General features: G+C 34.3%; 17 protein-coding genes. 14 read left to right on the top strand and 3 right to left on the bottom strand.

Annotated elements, in window-relative coordinates; genetic code table 11:
- Positions 1 to 292 precede the first annotated feature (292 nt).
- From HMPREF0389_RS07120 to scpB, 4 genes are all read left to right on the top strand, one after another.
- Positions 293 to 1,960, top strand: coding sequence for a ribonuclease J (locus HMPREF0389_RS07120; protein WP_014262954.1), 1,668 nt, complete (start codon positions 293 to 295; stop codon positions 1,958 to 1,960).
- 107 nt (positions 1,961 to 2,067) lie between these two features.
- Positions 2,068 to 2,682 carry a site-2 protease family protein gene (locus HMPREF0389_RS07115; RefSeq protein WP_014262953.1) on the top strand — a complete coding sequence of 205 codons (615 nt, stop codon included), beginning with the start codon at positions 2,068 to 2,070 and terminating at the stop codon, positions 2,680 to 2,682.
- 15 nt (positions 2,683 to 2,697) lie between these two features.
- On the top strand, positions 2,698 to 3,423 hold the full coding sequence (locus tag HMPREF0389_RS07110) for a segregation and condensation protein A (protein WP_014262952.1): 726 nt from the start codon (positions 2,698 to 2,700) through the stop codon (positions 3,421 to 3,423).
- Positions 3,401 to 3,979 carry an SMC-Scp complex subunit ScpB gene (gene scpB / locus HMPREF0389_RS07105; protein WP_014262951.1) on the top strand — a complete coding sequence of 193 codons (579 nt, stop codon included), beginning with the start codon at positions 3,401 to 3,403 and terminating at the stop codon, positions 3,977 to 3,979. Before HMPREF0389_RS07110 ends, scpB begins: the two co-directional genes overlap by 23 nt.
- 261 nt (positions 3,980 to 4,240) lie before the next feature.
- On the opposite strand, the gene nox is transcribed toward scpB, so the two are convergent.
- Positions 4,241 to 5,578 carry a H2O-forming NADH oxidase gene (gene nox / locus HMPREF0389_RS07100; RefSeq protein ID WP_014262950.1) on the bottom strand — a complete coding sequence of 446 codons (1,338 nt, stop codon included), beginning with the start codon at positions 5,576 to 5,578 and terminating at the stop codon, positions 4,241 to 4,243.
- A 727-nt stretch (positions 5,579 to 6,305) separates the two neighbouring features.
- Between nox and HMPREF0389_RS07095 the strand changes: the two genes are divergently transcribed.
- Together HMPREF0389_RS07095 and HMPREF0389_RS07090 are read left to right on the top strand one after the other, a co-directional pair.
- Positions 6,306 to 7,247 (top strand): DUF3137 domain-containing protein, encoded by a 942-nt coding sequence (locus HMPREF0389_RS07095; protein ID WP_014262949.1) that lies wholly within the window; start codon positions 6,306 to 6,308, stop codon positions 7,245 to 7,247.
- Between the two features lie 16 nt (positions 7,248 to 7,263).
- Positions 7,264 to 7,806: a LemA family protein gene (locus tag HMPREF0389_RS07090; protein ID WP_014262948.1), complete on the top strand. Its 543-nt coding sequence runs from the start codon at positions 7,264 to 7,266 to the stop codon at positions 7,804 to 7,806.
- 200 nt (positions 7,807 to 8,006) lie between these two features.
- Here HMPREF0389_RS07090 and mutY read toward each other — a convergent pair whose 3' ends face one another.
- On the bottom strand, positions 8,007 to 9,164 hold the full coding sequence (gene mutY / locus HMPREF0389_RS07085) for an A/G-specific adenine glycosylase (protein WP_083799695.1): 1,158 nt from the start codon (positions 9,162 to 9,164) through the stop codon (positions 8,007 to 8,009).
- Between the two features lie 244 nt (positions 9,165 to 9,408).
- Between mutY and HMPREF0389_RS07080 the strand changes: the two genes are divergently transcribed.
- Positions 9,409 to 10,236 (top strand): MBL fold metallo-hydrolase, encoded by an 828-nt coding sequence (locus HMPREF0389_RS07080; protein ID WP_014262946.1) that lies wholly within the window; start codon positions 9,409 to 9,411, stop codon positions 10,234 to 10,236.
- A 376-nt stretch (positions 10,237 to 10,612) separates the two neighbouring features.
- On the opposite strand, the gene HMPREF0389_RS07075 is transcribed toward HMPREF0389_RS07080, so the two are convergent.
- Entirely contained in the window at positions 10,613 to 11,299 is a 687-nt protein-coding gene (locus HMPREF0389_RS07075; protein ID WP_041250842.1) for a GntR family transcriptional regulator, read from the bottom strand.
- A gap of 320 nt (positions 11,300 to 11,619) precedes the next feature.
- On the opposite strand from HMPREF0389_RS07075, the gene HMPREF0389_RS07070 reads away from it, so the two are divergent.
- From HMPREF0389_RS07070 to HMPREF0389_RS07040, 7 genes are all read left to right on the top strand, one after another.
- Positions 11,620 to 12,810, top strand: a complete 1,191-nt coding sequence (locus HMPREF0389_RS07070) for a pyridoxal phosphate-dependent aminotransferase (protein WP_041251064.1) — start codon at positions 11,620 to 11,622, stop codon at positions 12,808 to 12,810.
- 60 nt (positions 12,811 to 12,870) lie between these two features.
- Entirely contained in the window at positions 12,871 to 13,341 is a 471-nt protein-coding gene (locus HMPREF0389_RS07065; protein WP_156775260.1) for a TRAP transporter small permease, read from the top strand.
- Between the two features lie 4 nt (positions 13,342 to 13,345).
- Positions 13,346 to 14,614 carry a TRAP transporter large permease gene (locus HMPREF0389_RS07060; protein ID WP_014262942.1) on the top strand — a complete coding sequence of 423 codons (1,269 nt, stop codon included), beginning with the start codon at positions 13,346 to 13,348 and terminating at the stop codon, positions 14,612 to 14,614.
- A 12-nt stretch (positions 14,615 to 14,626) separates the two neighbouring features.
- Entirely contained in the window at positions 14,627 to 15,652 is a 1,026-nt protein-coding gene (locus HMPREF0389_RS07055; protein WP_014262941.1) for a TRAP transporter substrate-binding protein, read from the top strand.
- Between the two features lie 15 nt (positions 15,653 to 15,667).
- Positions 15,668 to 16,636: a C-terminal binding protein gene (locus tag HMPREF0389_RS07050; RefSeq protein WP_014262940.1), complete on the top strand. Its 969-nt coding sequence runs from the start codon at positions 15,668 to 15,670 to the stop codon at positions 16,634 to 16,636.
- Positions 16,637 to 16,652: 16 nt separating this feature from the next.
- Positions 16,653 to 17,732, top strand: a complete 1,080-nt coding sequence (locus HMPREF0389_RS07045) for an Ldh family oxidoreductase (protein WP_014262939.1) — start codon at positions 16,653 to 16,655, stop codon at positions 17,730 to 17,732.
- 553 nt (positions 17,733 to 18,285) lie between these two features.
- Positions 18,286 to 18,564, top strand: a complete 279-nt coding sequence (locus HMPREF0389_RS07040; protein ID WP_014262938.1) for a GNAT family N-acetyltransferase — start codon at positions 18,286 to 18,288, stop codon at positions 18,562 to 18,564.
- Positions 18,565 to 18,575: the final 11 nt, after the last annotated feature.

The following is an 18,575-nucleotide window of genomic DNA, read 5'->3' as shown; positions in this document are numbered from 1 at the left end:
GAGGAGTACGCTGACGAAAATGCACAAAAACCAAAGGAATTGTTGTGTCTTCTTTTGTTGATTTTTGATTTGTATAAAGAGAAATGTTGTAAAAATACAGACGACATGCTCTTTGTAAACAGAGTATTGGTATTTTTTGGTGCGAAAGAGGGATTATGTTTGCTTCCAAAAATAAAAAGAAATTGAGATAGGATGACAGTATCTCTTTTTGTGAAACAACAATGCTTTATCAGTAAGAAAATGAAATGTATTTAGAGAGATAGAGGAACAAAAAAGAAAAAGGAGATTGTATATGGCAAAAAAACAAAACAAAATTAAAATTATTCCATTAGGTGGATTGCAGGAAATCGGAAAAAATATGACTGCAATTGAATACAAAGATGAAATGATTGTGATTGACTGTGGTTTGAGTTTTCCGGAAGATGAAATGCTCGGGATTGATGTCGTTATTCCGGATGTCAGCTATTTGGTAAAAAATCACGATAAATTGAAGGGAATCTTTTTGACACACGGTCACGAGGATCATATCGGTGCGATTCCTTATGTGTTGAGAAAGTTAGATGTTCCTATCTACGGAACAAAATTTACGCTTGCATTGGTAGAACACAAATTGAAGGAAAATCGAATTTCGAATGCGATGTTAATTGAAGTTCCTGCAGGTACAAGTGTGAAAGCGGGATTGTTTAAGATAGATTATATTCGTGTAACACACAGTATTCCGGATTCTTGTGCTTTGGCGGTGCATACACCGCTTGGTATTATTTATCATTCCGGAGATTTTAAGATAGATCACACGCCGATTGATAATGAGGTGACTGATTTTCACAAAATGGCGGAGATTGGTGCAAGGGGCTGTCTGTTGATGTTGGCGGAAAGTACCAATGTGGAAAGAGAAGGGTACACAAAGTCTGAAAAAGTTGTCGGAAAAACATTGGATGAAATCTTTTTGGGAGCACAAGGAAATCGTGTTATTATTGCAACCTTTGCTTCCAATATTCATCGTGTTCAACAAATTGTCGATATGTCAATCAAATACGGTCGTAAGGTAGCGGTATCGGGTCGTTCTATGGTAAACGGCATCAATATTGCACTTTCTTTGGGATATCTTCGTATTCCTAAAAAAACTCTTGTGGACATCAATGACATTCACAAGTATTCGAAGGATTCGCTTACTATCATTACAACAGGTTCTCAAGGAGAACCGATGGCAGCGCTGTCTCGTATTGCGGCATCGGAACACAAAAAAATTCAGGTGAGTGAAGGAGATACAGTGGTATTATCAGCGCATCCGATTCCGGGAAATGAAAAATCTGTTGCAAAAGTAGTGAACCAGTTATTTGAGCGTGGTGCGAATATTGTATATGACGGAGAATCGGATATCCATGTGTCAGGTCATGCGAAAAGAGAAGAGTTGAAACTGATTCATCGTATTATCAAACCGAAATTCTTTATGCCGGTGCATGGAGAGTATCGACATCTGTATATCCATGGCGAACTTGCGCAGGAACTTGGGATGCCTGCTGAGAATGTTGTGTTAATGAAGAACGGAGCAGTGTTGGAAGTATCACGCAATGAGTGTCAAATCAACGGGCAAGTTCCGTCGGGGAATGTATTGGTCGACGGTTTAGGTGTCGGAGATGTCGGAAATATTGTGCTTCGTGATAGAAAACATCTGTCAGAAGACGGTTTGATGGTTGTGGTTGTAAACTTGTCCAAACAGGACGGTTCCATGGTTTCTGAACCTGATATTATTTCAAGGGGCTTTGTATATGTTCGTGAAGCGGAAGGTTTGATGGATGAAGCAAAGGAAATCATCAAACAGACATTGATTAGAAATCAACAAAAAAATAATAGAGAATGGGCATATATCAAAACTTCTATCAAAGAGGATTTGAAATCTTACCTGTTCCAAAAAACAAAGAGAAGTCCTATGATTCTTCCGATTATTATGGAAGTGTAGTTGACTTTCAAAAAAGTAAGGAAAGTTTGTTATTCTTCACTGTTTTTTCATCACACAGAAACATCAGATAAAAATAGTGAAAAATACCATTTTGAAAGGATGAGAGTATGAATTCAATTAACTCAATGTTGCTTAGTTTGCCAGGTATTTTGATGGCTATTTCGTTTCATGAATGTGCACATGCTTATGTAGCGCATTTGATGGGTGATGATACCGCAAAAGATGCAGGTCGAATTTCTATCAATCCCCTCCATCATATCGATCCGTTCGGATTTTTGATGTTGCTGCTTGTTCATTTTGGTTGGGCGAAACCTGTTCCTGTGGTAGAAAGTAATTTTCGAAACAGAAAGTTAGGCAGTTTCTTGGTTTCGATTGCCGGAGTAACGATGAATATTATCTTGGCAATGGTGCTTGGTGTGATCTGGAGGTTATTATCTTCTGTGATTCAGCAGGAATCTTTTGATTCGATTATGATACTCGCGGTTTATATCAACATTTACTTTGCTGCATTCAACTTGATACCGATTCCGCCGTTGGACGGATATCGTATTTTGTCTCTGGTGCTGCCTTATTCATGGAAATATAAGCTCTATGAGTATGAACGATATAGTTTTCTAATACTAATTGTATTACTTTATACCAAAGTTCTTTATATTGTGTTAACTCCAATGGTATTTGTTATTTCAACAATTGTATTCTTTGTAACAGGGCCCTTAGGCTAACAAGGAGAATTCACAATGGGATACAATGTTCAAATGCAAAATTATGAAGGACCGTTTGATTTGTTATTGGAGCTTTTACAGAAAGATAAAATCAATATCTGTGATATTTCGATTGTAGAAATGACGAATCAATATATGGAACAACTCAGAGAGTTGGAACAAGTTTTGGATATGGAAAAAATGACGGATTTTTTGGATATGGCGGTAAAGTTACTGGAAATCAAATCAAGATATTTGCTCTATCTACAAAGTCATGATGAAGAAGAGGAAGAAGATCCGACAGAAGAAATCAAGCGTTCTTTGGAAAAATACAAGGCTTATCGAAATGTAGTCAAGTATCTGTCGGATCGAAATCTTCCGATGGAGAACTACTATACTGCAAAACCGCAAGAAGTCTATATTGATCAGTATTTGGATTTGCAGAATGTTACATTAGAAAGTTTATATGAATTTGCACACAGTGTGTTGGAGAGAAAAAATGAAAATCCGATTATGATTAGCTATAAGACAAGGTCGTTAGAGGACAAGATAGAAGAAATCAGACAGTCGATTGAATGGGGCAAAACATATTCCTTTTCGGATTTGTTGATTTCTCAGGAGAAAGATGATTGTGTTGTTACTTTTTTGAGCATTTTGGAAATGACACATTTAAAAGAGATGAAGTTTCGTCAAAGAAATCTGTTCGGTCAGATAGAAGTGAAACGAGTGGAGGAGCAAAATGGAGCTAAAACAACTATGTAGTATCATAGAATCCATTCTTTTTGTGCGCGGTGAGGAAGTTCACTATGATGAAGTGGTCAAAATCATTCGTGAAGGGAATCCGGAGTGTGTTATTACAAAAAAAATGGTGGCAGAGGCAGTGGTGCTGTTGCAAGAGAGGTATAAGGACAAGATGTCGGGATTGGCCTTACTTTGCACCAAAGAGACATTGCAACTGGCAACGGTTCCCGAAAATCATGCCTTTATGGAAGTGATTACCGTTCAAAAAAGAAAAAAGAGTTTAACGCAATCTGCAATGGAGACACTTAGTATCATTGCTTATCAGCAACCGGTCACAAAGTTGGAGATTGAGGAAGTGCGTGGTGTAAAGTGCGATTCTACTATTCGTGTATTGTTGGACTACGGTTTGATTCGTGAGGCGGGAAGGTTGGATCGAATCGGAAAACCGATTTTGTACAGAACGACACAGGCTTTTTTGGTTCAATTTAATTTGAAAGATATTTCGGAGTTGCCGAACTTTGAACAATTTATCATTGATGAAAAAGAATTGAGCTTGTTTGATGAAGAACAAGCATAATCACAAAATAAATACTAAAACTCAATAGAATGATTTCATTATTTCCTGAAAAATGAAGTATTTTTGATACTTAAAAAAGTTATGTACAGACTCTGTGAAAGTGTAAACAAACTGATGAATGAAACAATCAAAAGTATAACTTGTAGAGATTGGATTAGTTCAATCGTTTCGTCGGGTTTTGGTATAAAAATTTGAATTGCAATAAAAAAGATGTAGCTGTTTGATTGAAACAGTTACATCTTTTTTTTGATCTTCATCCGTCTATTTTGCAGAGAGGGATGCCATTGTAATATAGTTGTACGGTTGATTGAAATGTGGCAAGAAGAAAATATCAAGCAGAGAGAGTTTGTCAATGGTTACCTTTTCTTGAATTGCAAGCGAGAACATGTGGATTCCCATGGACATATCGTATTTGGATGCCATTTGTGCACCAAGCACCACTCTTGTTTTTTTGTCATACACGATTCTGATTTTTACAGATGGATTTTCCGTTTCAATAAAGCCGGGTTTTTGAGTATCATTAAAGTCGGTGTATTCTACATCGAGTCCTAATTTCTGTGCTTTAGATACGGTAATTCCTGTGGACACCATTTTCAAATCATAGATACAGATTCCGTTAGAGCCTTGTACTCCTACGGACTCCAATTCATGTCCTGCTGCATTATGAGCTGCTACAATACCGCTTCTCAGTGCATTGGATGCAAGCGCAATATAGTTTGTGTTATCAATGGTATTATCAAAAACAGTTGCACAATCTCCGATGGCGTACACATCTTTCATAGAAGTTTCCTGTTTTTTGTTCACAAGGTAAGAGCCGTTTCGGAATAATTCCAAACTGTCTTTCCCCAATGCATTGTTCGGTCTAAATCCAATAGACAACACTACCATATCTGCAGGGATTTCTTTTTTATCTGTGATAACGGCAGTTACTTTTCCGTTTTCACCTTTGATTTCTTGAACAGCTTGTCCGAATTCAAGATGGATACCGTTGTCTTTCAGATTATCTCTCATCAGAGTTGTAAACGGTTCATCGTAATAAGCAGGCAAACAGGTGTCTGCGATATCTACCATTGTGATATGTTTTCCATGACGCTCAAATGCTTCCGCAAGTTCTACTCCGATGTATCCGGCACCGACAACGACAATATTTTTGATATCGGGATTTTTGATTTTTTCAATCACTTCCTGTGCATTTTGGTAGAGTTTTACCTGTTGCACATTTTCCAAATCCTTGCCCGGAATATTAGGGATAATCGGCAATGAGCCGGTTGCAAGAATTATCTTGTCATAAAAGTCTTCTACTGTAGAACCGTCCTTCAAAGTGGCGGATAATTTTTTGTTTGCAAAATCAATATGGTTGACAGCAGCCTCCATATGAATTTTTGCTCCCATTTGTTCCAAAGATTCTTTGGTAGCATAGAACAGCCCGTCCGGTTTTGAAATTTGATTACCAATCCAAAGCGCCATCCCACATCCTAAGAAAGAAATATTGTTATTTTGATCATATACCACAACTTCATGCTCCGGATAGTTTGACAAAAGTGTTTTGATTGCTGCGGTTCCGGCATGGTTTGCACCTACTACAATAATTTTACTCATAAGATTTACCTCCAAAATGAAAATGATTATTTTGATAAAACAGAAATGTGAACAACAAATTAATTATAATAATTATTATCATTAAACACTGCTTACCATTATTATACACATATTTTGATTCGTTTAATTATTTTTTTAACAAATTTTTCAAAAAATAATTGTAAGGCTGGAATAATGGATTTTGAAGTCCAGGCTGATACATAACAAAATTACCATACATTTCATTTTGAAAAGTATTCTGTAAGACCCTATTTCTCAAAGTTATACTAAAACCCGATGAAACGATTGAACTAATCCAATCTCTACCGGTGATAGTTTTGATTGTTTCATTCATCAGTTTATTTACACTTTCACAGAGCCTGTACATAGCTTTTTTAAGTGTCTAAAATACTGCGTTTTTCAGGAAATAATGAAATCATTCTATTCAGTATTAGGAAAACGGAGTATACAATTTCCTTATAGCAAATAAGAATTGAAATGATGAGTTATAATTTGAAAGGGATATGATGTCGGTCATTCAAACAGATAGTAGTATTTAGAGTTTACAATAGAGTTGATATCCAACCAAGAAATGTGTCAAATAAACTGTATTTTTCGAATAAAATGAGGTGATATTTTTGGTGGAAGTATAGTAATCTGATAAGTATTTTGATATAATGTTATCAATATATAATATGTATCAGAATGAATTTTTGAGTCAAAACATCCTGTGTAAAGGAGAAACTATATGAATTTGAAGGAATCAAAATTCACCGATGGAAGCATTGTGCAGAGATTAAGAGAGATAGAATCTTTGCCGGAGAATGTCAAAAATATTGAAAAAGTGAAATCAAGCATATTAGGAAGTGGATTTCAATATTCTGTAGTTTGGATTGTTATGGCGATTGTCTGCTTTCTTGCATATGTTTTTTTACAAAAATCAATATTTTTGGTAATTATGCTTGTATTATTGGTAACACCTGAACTGTTCTTGGGTTCGACAGATAGTAGCACATTTTCTTATGTACGAGATTTTGCGGTACCTACGTTGAGGGAAGTGCTTCCGGACACGACGGTAAAATATTATTCCGGAATAGAGACTCCTTATCTCAGAGCGGCAACACCGGTTACACACATGCCGGTTCCTTTTTTTCATATTTCGTTTGGCGATGAAGTGAATACTGATTTTTGCAATTTACGCTCTACACATGAAAAGATAGATATGCAAGGAAATAGAGAGACAAAAATTGATTTTGAAGGGCAGATATTGATGGTCAAGCATCCTACCGGACTGAACGGATATCTTCGTATTATTCCGACAAAACAAGTAATGTTCGGTATGGAGTTGTTGAACGGACACAAAGAAAAGCAGCCGTATGAGACAAAAATTGAAACGGAAGATATCCGATTCAATGAAAATCATGAAGTGTATTGTATGGATGAGTTGAGCACAAGAACATTGCTCAATCCACATATATTGAATTTGTTGACACGGTGGGTAGATATTGTTCCGGTCGGAGTATATATTGATGACGAGACAGTGGTATTGTCTTTTCATACGAAAAAGTTTCTGTTTCAAATCCCCGAATCCGCGTTAGAGATTGAAGAGTTGTCACTTGCGGATGACTATGAAGAATTGCAGGAAGAACTTTCATTGATGTATGAGATTTTGGGAACAATGAATACCTAAATTTAAGGAGGGTGCTATGATAAAATTTGTGTTACTGATTATTGCTATAATGCTTATATGGGGAGTATCAATTCGTAATCGTTTGAAACAGTATTTGGTTGTCATTGATGAATCTAAGGAAAGTGTAGATATTGCATTGGAGAAAAGATATGATACGATATTCGAGATGATGAAAATTGCAAAAGCATATGCAAAGCACGAAGAAAAAGTTTTTACAGAGGTAGTTAGATTGCGTCAAGGACTTTCGATGAAAGAGACGAATGATGTCATTCGTTCGCAAAATCGAGCAATCAGTGAGATTTTTGCGGTAGCGGAAAATTATCCGGAATTGCTGTCTTCTCAGCAATTTTTGAATCTGCAAAATCAAGTTGTCAAAGAAAATTCTGCACTTTCTGCCGCAAAACGGATTGTGAACAGCAATATTAGTGCATTGAACAAGTGTATTGTGTCATTTCCGATGTCGATAGTGGCATATTTTTTGAACTTGGACGAGATGGAGTTTCTTGAAATCGATATTGAAGAAAAGAAATCTATTTCCGGTTTTGACTATGCGTTGTAGAATAATTTTTTCTAAAAAAAGCTCCATTTTAAAAAGAATCTATTAACTTTAGATTCTTTTTTTTCTGATAGTTCATCGGTTTTCGTATCACTTCGCATTATGATAAAGGGAAGAGAAACCACAAATCGTATTACAATAAGCTATCAAACGGATTCGGTTGTTTGTTCAAAAAAATTTCAAAATTTATGATAGAAGTATGGTTACCATGAACTATCAAACAGATTCAGTTGTTCTCCTTGTCTTTCTTTTTCTTCCAATGCGTTCCGATAGGTTTTGAATGCAGTGGGAAGGGGGTATACCTTTCGCAGTTCTTCTATTGTAGCCCATACGGTTTCAGAGGATAAGGGAAGCTCTGAAATCGTTGGAAGAAGAGAGCTTTTCAAAACAGAGGAAGGTTTTTTGTCATTCAAAAAAACAAAGTATCCGTTCATCTTCCATTCAATATGTGTAAAAATATGCTTGGAAGATGGAAGCGGTACAATTTTTTTAATATGAGAAGAAATGGGAGCAAACAGAGATTGACACTCTTCTAAAGAAACGGAATAAGTGAGGGAAGGAAATTCCCAAAGACCGTGTAACAACCCTTTTTGTTCTCTTTTTTGTATCAAAATATGTTCCTTTTCATCCAAAAAGAGAAGGACAGTTTTTTCTTCTATCTTGCGTGTGTTCTTTTTCTTTTTGACAGGCAGTTTGTTTTGTATGCCGGTATGATAGGCGATACACATCGTACTCATCGGACATTCCAAGCATTTCGGTTCTCCGTTCGGCAAACAGATGATAGCACCTAACTCCATCAATGCTTGATTGAAATGATGAACTTCTGTTACAGGAATAAGCTGTTGTACGAGTTCCATCATTTCTTGTTTTGTTTTATTTTCTGTAATATCGCTATCATCTCCCATGATTCGTGCAATGACACGCATTACATTGCCGTCCACTGCGGGAACCGGTTCGTGAAATGCAATGGAAGCAATTGCGCCTGCGGTATAGGGTCCGATTCCCGGAAGTGTGATAAGTTTGTTGTAGTTATTTGGAAGTTCCCCGCCAAACTCTGTTGTGATTTGTTGAGCAGCTTTTTTTAGATTTTTCGCTCGATTGTAGTATCCGAGACCTTCCCAAAGTTTGTGCAAGACATCGTCCTCTACTTGAGAGAGGGAATAGATGTCGGGAAGAGTTTCAATAAATCGTGCGTAGTATTCACGAACCGCCTCGACTCTTGTCTGTTGCAACATGATTTCAGAAATCCACACATGATATGGGGTGGGATCTTCTCGCCAAGGCATATATCGTTTGTTGGCATGATACCAATCCAATATATTTTTTTGAAATGGTAGGATAGGAAAAGGAAGTGTTTTCAAAGTAATCTCCAATCTGTTTTTTGTATCTCAATGATTCAGCATTTCAATCGTGCTGAACGAATAGTTCCGGTCAAATTTGTGAAGTTGGATGTTATGTTAATTTTATTCTATTCTATTTTTATTCTATTCTATCGTAAACCTTATACCCATAGCATGACAGTACATAATCAAAAGAACAGTACAAATTTTTCTGCTTTATTGATATAATGTAAGAAGTAGGTAATTATCAGAAGGAGGAATGAGGATGTTATTAAAAGTATTGATTGAAAATACAGCTTGTTCAGAAGAATTTCATCATGAGCACGGACTGAGTCTTTATCTTGAGGCAAATGGCAAAAAGATGTTGTTCGATGTCGGTGCAAGTGATTTGTTTTATGAAAATGCAAAAAAAATGGGAGTTGCCGTAGAGAATGTGGATTTCTTGGTAATTTCTCACGGCCATAGCGATCATGGCGGTGGACTGGAAAGATTCTTACAAGCAAACAAGCGGGCAAAAGTGTATCTGCCCCCTCATGCATTCGAAAAACATTATTCTCTGAGAGTGGAGAACAAACCTGTCTATATCGGATTAAATGAGGAACTGGAACATGAAAAACGCCTTGTTGTGATGCAGGAGGGAATGACCGAATTGGAAAAAGGGTTCTTTGTATTTTCCAGTATTCCGTTGAAAGAGGCGACACCTCAATCAAACCAATTTTTATTTATGGAAAAAAACGGAATTTTGGAACACGACACCTTTGAACACGAACAAAATTTGGTCATTGAAGAAGGAAACAAAAAAATTGTGATTACAGGATGTGCCCACAACGGAATTGTAAATATTATAGAAGAGTTCAAAAAGTTATTTCATTGTGAACCGGACAATGTGTTGGGCGGATTTCATTTGAGTAATCCGGCGAATGGAGAACCCGAAGATGCGGATAAGCTGAAACAAGTGGGAGAGTATTTTTTGAGTCACAAGACAAATTATTATACTTGCCACTGTACAGGGCTCAAAGCTTATCAGTTGTTGAAAGACCAAATGCAGGACAGAATCAACTATCTCTCTGCCGGAACAGAGATAGAATTGTAGAGAACTTAAGTTGTGAAAAATTCTTATAACGGTTTTATTCTATCATGATTTTCTTATATAAGGTACAAATTTCAAACATGATGTCGAAATAAGAGAAATGATAAGAATTTAGTGAGATAGGAAGGAATCTGTCATACAGATTTTAGATGAGAGCTGAATTTTTAAAAATAGGATGAAGATTACAATAAAATAGAAACGTCTATATTACAAAAAGAGAATTAATGAAGGGGTATATGTTGCAGTAAAAATTGTACCAAAACTCTGATGATTTTAGGGTTAGAGCAGACACTTCGTATTCTCTTTTTTTGTTTTAAAATAGAATATAATCCATAGAAGAGAAGAACAATTCTATTTGATTTTGAAAAACAATATAAAATTAAAAGTCCTGTTCATTATTCAATTGATTTAATTTTTTTGCCAAATTAATAATAATGTTATTATTTACATTTCCCATATGAGATTTCATTTCAGACATAGATAGATTTACGTTTCTTGTTTTTATCATAGTTAGTAAATTTTCGTGTTCAACTACAGCATAATCTTTTCTGCTTTTAAAACCACAAAAATAATTATATCGGAAATATAAATCGTAATATTTTAAAAGTTCCTGTTTTAATAAAAAATTTCCTCCTATCTCAGCAATTATAGAATGGAATTCCTTATCCAACTCTAAAAAAAATAAGGGCTTGTGATCTTTTTTGTATAATAAATTTTTTTGCTTAAGTAAGTTATTTTCCAATAAAACTATATTTTCTTCATTCCAATTTAATGTTGCAAGTTTGATAGATAGCAACTCCAAAGATTCGCGCATCTGAAAAATCATTACATATTCATTTAAAGACAAAGATGATACTTTATTTCCACTTCCTTGATTGACAAACCCTTCAATTTTTAAATACCTAATAGCTTCTCTAATAGGAGTTCTGCTGGCGTCAAACTCTTTAACCATATCATCTTCTAGTAAAACTTCCCCCGGTTTATATTCAAGTGTTAGAATTTTCTCTTTTAATTTTAGATATATTTGATAAGAAATATTTTTCTTATAATCTTTTTGTCTACTCATTAAGCCCTCCATTATTTATAAAAAATTCATATTTATAATTTATAAAACATTATACCAACAAAAAACAAATATGTATACTTATATAAACAAAATATAACCCATATTTTGAGTTTTAGAAATTAATCAGTGAATATCGCATAAAACCATATAATGTTTGGATCTTTATATTAAAATGGATAAGTTGGTAAATATGTATACTTAAATAATGGTGATGTGGTATTGATTTAACAATTTAAAGGGTGTATATTGAAGGTAAGTAAACGAGAAAACGTTTTACTTCTGTTAATTAATAAAAATACATAAGGAGGGATAATATGCAAATGAAATTGTCAAACAGACTTTTAGGAATGCCTTTTTCAGGGACAAGAAAACTAACACCCTATATTGAAAAAGCAAAAAGCGATGGAAAGAAGATTATTGCTATGTATGTTGGACAGCCGGATATAAAAACGCCGGTAGGTTTTTTTGAAGCAATCAGAGATTTTCAACCTGAAGTATTGTCATATGGAGAAAATAACGGAAATCCCGAATTAAGAAAAGTGATAAGCAAGTACTATCATTCTTATGGTATTGATTTTAATCCTGATGAGATATTTATAACTGTAGCAGGGAGTGAAGCTTTGTTATTTTCGTTAATATCAACCTGTGATGCCGGAGATAATATTTTAGCAGTTGAGCCTCTGTATACGGACTACAATTCAATAACGAAAGAAGTAAATGTAGAAATTAAGCCTATAACAACCGGTCCGGAAAACGGATATCATTTACCATCAAGAGAAAGGATTGAATCTTTAATAGATGAAAAAACAAAAGCTATACTTATGAATCATCCAAATAATCCTACAGGGGTAGTATACACTGATGAAGAAATTAATATGATTTGTGATATAGCAACTGAAAATGATTTATTTATTATATCTGATGAAGTATATAGGGAATTCGTTTATGATGGCTTAAAATACACTTCTTTTGCACATGTTGACAAAGTGAAGGATAATGTAATTATAGTAGACAGTATATCCAAAAGATTCAGTGCATGCGGTGCAAGAATAGGAAGTATTGCAAGTAAAAACAAAGATTTTGTAGCGAATATTGGAAAGTTATGTCAATCGAGAATATGTGCGCCGACGTTGGAGCAAATCGGAGCCATTGAACTTTATAAAACTCCTAAATCATATTTGGAGGAAATAAATAAAGAATATGAGCACAGAAGGGATGTGGTTTATGAACTGTTGACAAAGATTGATGGAGTTGTTTGTCAAAAGCCTGAAGGAGCGTTTTATATTTCAGCAGAATTGCCTGTAGATAATGCTGAAGATTTTCTGATATGGATGCTTGAAAATTTTGAAGATAAGGGAGAGGTAGTTATGGTATCTTCAATTGAGGGCTTTTATGCAACAGAAGGGTTAGGAAAAAGGGAGGTGAGAATAGCATACGTGTTAGAAGAGGACAAGCTGAGACGTGCTATGGAATTACTGGAAAAAGCGTTGTCAGCATATGCTAACAGATAAACTGTATATTGGAAATGTTATGAACTACTTTATAACTATATTATGACAAATTTTGAGGCGATGATATTGAAAACTTTAAAATGGATTGATAAATATTTTGAGGAAGTGACACTTGTTGCTTTGTTGGCAGTAACTGTAACTTTAACATTTATACAAGTGATTATGAGGTATATTTTTCATAATTCTCTTTCGTGGAGTGAAGAATTGGCTAGGTATTTGTTTTTATATTTGATTTGGATAGGAGCGGCTTATGCGGTAAAAAGAGAATCACATTTAAGAATACAAATTATATTAAGTAAAATACCAAGTAAACATCTGAACAAATTTGAAGTTTTCATTTATTTAATATGGCTTGGGTTCACAATGTTTTTATTTTTGAGTTCCTTGAAAATGACAATTAATATTTTTTCGAGCGGGCAATTATCTCCTGCTATGAGAATTCCTATGGGGTACGCATATGTTTCAATTCCTCTTGGAACTGGGCTTATGTGCTTTAGAATAATTCAGAAAATGTTGAAAAGGGAAAAGTGATTTTATGATAATATTTATATTATTTATTATATTATTTTTACTAATTGGAATCAGTGTTCCAATAGGGATTGCATTAGGATTAGCAACAACTTTAACTATGTTAATCTCCAAAGATGTATCATTAAATTTTGTTGCTCAAAATGCCTTTACATCTTTAGACTCTTTTCCGTTAATGGCAATACCGTTTTTTATGTTAGCCGGTAATATTATGAGTTATGGCGGGGTGTCTAAAAAATTATTAAACTTAGCAGATGCACTGGTAGGTAAAATAATTGGTGGATTAGCTATGGTGACAACTGTAACATGTATGTTTTTTGCCGCTATATCCGGTTCAGGACCTGCAACTGTTTCAGCGATTGGTTCTTTTATGATACCTGAAATGAATGAAAAGGGATATTCCCCAGGGTTTTCAGCCGCGATAACTTCTGTCTCAGGAGCTATAGGGGTAATAATACCTCCGAGCATACCTTTTGTTATATATGGAGTTACAAGTGGAGCTTCAATAGGAGATATGTTTATAGCGGGTGTAATTCCAGGGATTTTAATTGGTTTGGGTCTTATGATTACAAGCTATATTATAGCAAAAAAAGAAGGATTTAAGGGAACCAAAGAAGCTCCTCCGTTAGGCAAAGCGTTTTTCGAAGCTATCCCTTCTTTGACAGTTCCGGTTGTTATTTTAGGAGGTATTTATGCAGGTATATTTACACCCACTGAATCAGCGGCAGTAGGGTGTGTATACGGAATTTTTATTAGTATGGTGTTTAATAAGAGTATGTCCTTTAAAGATTTGTATAATGCGTTGAAGGATGCAGTGTTAATCAATGGGGCAACAACATATATGGTTGGATTATCTTCATCATTTGCATTTTATTTAACGATTAAGCAAGTTCCGTTTCAAATCGGACAATTATTAGGACAGATAGATAATAGTATAGTAGTAATGTTATTGATGATAGTTATATTATTGATTGTAGGTTTATTTATAGATAATATATCATCCTGTATAATTTTGACTCCGATAATGTTACCTATAGTCAAGCAATTTGGAGTAGATCCGGTTCACTTTGGAATAATTATGACAATGGCTTTAGCAATAGGTTTTTCTACTCCACCGTATGGAGCAAATCTATTTGTAGCTTCGGCTATAGGAAATGTTTCTGTAGAAAAAATGATTAAGTATTTAAAATGGTTATTGCTGGCTAATATTATAGTGTTATTGTTAGTAACATTTATTCCGAGTATTTCAATGGGATTATTAAGTTTAATTAAATAAGGAGGCAATAAAATGCGTAAAAAAATTCAATTATTAGGGATATTAGTGTTTTGTTTAGCTTTATTAACAGCGTGTGGTGGGGGAAATAATGCAACATCTTCTGAAGGTGTAAAAACAATACGAATATCGCATGTTCTTCCAGAAGAACATCCGACCAATACAACATTAGTAGAGTATTTTAAGCCGATAGTTGAAGAAAAATCCGGTGGAAAATTGAAAGTTGAAATTTATCCAAATGCTCAATTAGGATCTGATAGACAGGCTATTGAATCAGTGATTAATGGTTCTATTGAAATGTCAGTTCCAGGAGGACCGGTTTTATCTGGATTTTACGAAAAATTCATGGTGTATGACTTACCATTTTTATTTGACACAAGAGAAGCAGCTTATGCTGCTTGTGATGGAGAGCTAAAAGATAAGCTGTCTGAAAAATTACTTGAATCACAAAATATTAGAATATTGGGAATAGGGGAAAATGGGTTTAGACACATTACAACAAATAAAGGTCCAATTAAAGAACCGAAAGATTTAAAAGGCCTCAAAATAAGAACAATGGAAAGTCCTAACCACATGAAAACTTTTGAAGCATTAGGAGCAAATGCCACTCCGATGGCATTTAATGAGTTATTTACAGCACTTCAACAAGGTACTGTTGATGGACAAGAAAATCCAATCGCAATAATATATACTTCAAAACTCTATGAAGTACAAAAATATTTAGTGTTGGATGGTCATTACTATGTAAATTGTCCATATATAGTAAATGAAACCTTTTGGCAAAGTTTGAGTTCGGAAGAGCAAAATATTATACAAGAAGCAATAGACGAAACTGTAAAACAACAAAGATTAAAACTTGCAGAACAAGAACAAGAGTATCTTAAGTTAATTAAGGAAAGTGGAATTGAAGTTAATGAGTTGACTCCGGAACAAAGAGAAAAATTTGTGGAAGCAACTAAGTCTGTATATTCATGGTTTGAAGATACTTATGGTGATGAAGGAAAAGAATTAGTAGATATCGCTAAAAGTTATAACAAATAGAAAGGATTTGGTCATATGAAAATTTTATTGAGCTCAGTAATAGTACCTCATCCGGATATAGAAGAAAAGATTATTGAAAAGGTAAATTATGATTTTGTATTTGTACCTAATGAAGATGAAGAAACATTTCTTGAAGAAATAAAAAGTGCTGATGCTATAGTAACTGCAGATAAAAAAATAGATGCAGATATGATAGATTCTATGACTAATTGCAAAGTTATTGTTCGTCAAGGGATAGGTTTTGATTCAATTGATATTGCAAAAGCTAAACAAAAAGGAATATATGTTTGTAATGTTCCTGATTATAGTGTGGAGGAAGTATCAGAATTTACTGTTGCTCTGCTCTTAATGTTAGCAAGACATTTGAATGTATATGCCGAACATGTGAGAAAGGGGATATGGGATATACAAAGTGTGTACGATATAGCCGGATATTGTCCAATGAGAAGATCTTCTACGCAAACATTAGGTATTGTTGGATTTGGAAAAATTGCAAGACTTGTAGCTAAAAAAGCAAAGCCTTTTGGATTTAAAATTATCAGCTTTGATCCATATGTTTCAAAAGAAGTTGCTGACAGCATGAATGTAGAATTGGTTAGTTTGGATACTCTTTTGGAGAATTCTGATTTTATTACTATAAATGCACCTTTGACTGAAGAAACTTTTCATATAATTGATAAAGAAGCTTTTAAAAAGATGAAGAAAACAGCATATCTTATTAATACTGCTCGTGGTCCTCATGTATGTGAAGAAGATTTATATGAAGCTTTGAAGGGAAAAGTGATTGCCGGTGCTGCAATAGATGTTACAGAAACAGAACCACTTCCTAAAAATCATAAGCTATTGAGTTTGGAAAACTTGATTATAACACCTCATGCAGCTTTCTTTACTAAAGATTCTTTTGAAGAATTGAGAAAAAAAGCTATGGAAGAGGCTATAAGAGTATTGGATGGAAAAGCACCTTTAAATTGTGTCAATAAATAACAATGGGGATGGCAATGTGAATGTAGATATCAATAAAACCAAAAACTTTGTTAAGGCCATATTTACCAGTTTAGGACTTTCGAATAGATATGCAGAAATGAGTATGGAAGTAATACTTCAAGCAGAGTTAACGGGAGTCTTAACACATGGATTAGCTAAGCTACCTTTCTATGTAATGAGATATAAAAATAAAAGTGAAAATATATCTCCCAAAATAAAAATAATGAACAATCACACAAATAATATATTGTTGGATGGAGACAATGCCAGTGGTTTAATTGTAGGTCCGGAAGCATTAAAAATTTGTATCCGAAGTGCAAAAGAAAAGGGGATAGCGGCAGTAGCTGTAAAAAACAGTGGACATTTTGGATGCGGGAACTACTACTCTTGGAAATTTGCTGAGGAGAATCTAATAGGAATTGTAATGACGAATAGTGCTCCGTTAATGGCACCGTACGGTGGGAAAGAAAGAGAAATAGGAACAAATCCCATAACTGTAGCGATACCTGCCAATCATGAAAACCCGATAATTTTAGATATGGCTAGCAGTATTGCTGCATATGGTAAAATTCAGGTAGCAGCAATCGTTAATGAAAAAATTCCTTTTACATGGGCAAATAATAAAGATGGGATGGTAACAGATAATCCTACAGAAGCTTTAAATGGAACTCTACAGCCTTTAGGCGGATATAAAGGTTATGGTTTGGCAGTTATAGTTGATGCCTTAACAAGTTTATTATCACATGGAGAATTTGGTAAAAATATTTCAAGTGTTGAAGAACTCTCAGAAAATTCAAGTGAAAAGATAAGTCACTTTATGTTGGGAATAGATCCATCTACTTTTTATGATATAGGTGATTTTTTATCTTATGTAGATTCTTATGTTAAGTATATTAAAAATTCTCCAAAAGCAGAGGGGAATGATGAAATATTTTTACCGGGAGAAATTGAGTTTAACAAATATCATCAAAATATTGAGCAGGGTCTTACTATAAGAAATGAAACAAAAGCGATTTTGCTTCAAATAGCAAATGACTTAGGGTTGAATTTTGATGATTATGCATCTCTAGAGGAGTTAATATCAAATGCTTATTGATAAACTGGAGTGAGCTTTTAACTTGATTGTGTTTTGATGTCTTGTATAGTTGAGTTAATATATAATGATTTTCGATAATATTGTACCTACATTTCGTGAAAAATTTTTTGTAAAATGTTAGGTGCAATATTTTTTTCTATGAACATTGGAAGAAAACTTAAAGTTTCAGGAATTACTTTGTTGTGATTATTCACTTTTGATATATCAATTAATACTAGGTTCATTCATCTGACAGATGGTTCAGCATTATGAAAAATTCTCATGATTTTCTTATATAAGGTACAAATTTCAAACATGATGTCGAAATAAGAGAAATGATAAGAATTTAGTGAGATAGGAAGGAATTGATTATTTCGATACAAAAAATGAGCTATCGAATGTAAGAGCATAGACAGACCATATGTTAAGCTGAGACGGAATTTATAAAAAATAGTGTTATCTCCTTTTTTCGGGGTATCAACAAGATAAAGTAAGAAATTGTTTATAAATAAAATGGATGGAGTAATGTGAGAAACCGTTTATAAAAATAGATGGAGCAGATAAGGAGGTTGCTATGAACTATATTTATGAAGAGAATCGTATTTTTGCAAACAACGAGGAAGGAAAGCTTGTTGCTGAGATTACATTTCGACACATTGAAGAAGATGTGATTGACATTGATCATACCTTTGTAGATTCATCATTGAGAGGACAGGGAATTGCAAATCAGTTGATGCTTGAGGTGAACAAACTGTTGCACGAAAAAAACTGGAAGGCGGTACCGACTTGTTCTTATGCAGTGAGATGGGCAGAGGACGAAACGCATGATACGACACATTTTCTGAAAAAGTAGAGAAACAATAA

Origin of the sequence: Filifactor alocis ATCC 35896 (genome assembly GCF_000163895.2) — a bacterium.
GTDB classification, from domain to species: domain Bacteria; phylum Bacillota; class Clostridia; order Peptostreptococcales; family Filifactoraceae; genus Filifactor; species Filifactor alocis.
Note: the sequence above shows the minus strand (reverse complement) of the source record. Positions and strands in the feature narration are given on the sequence as shown.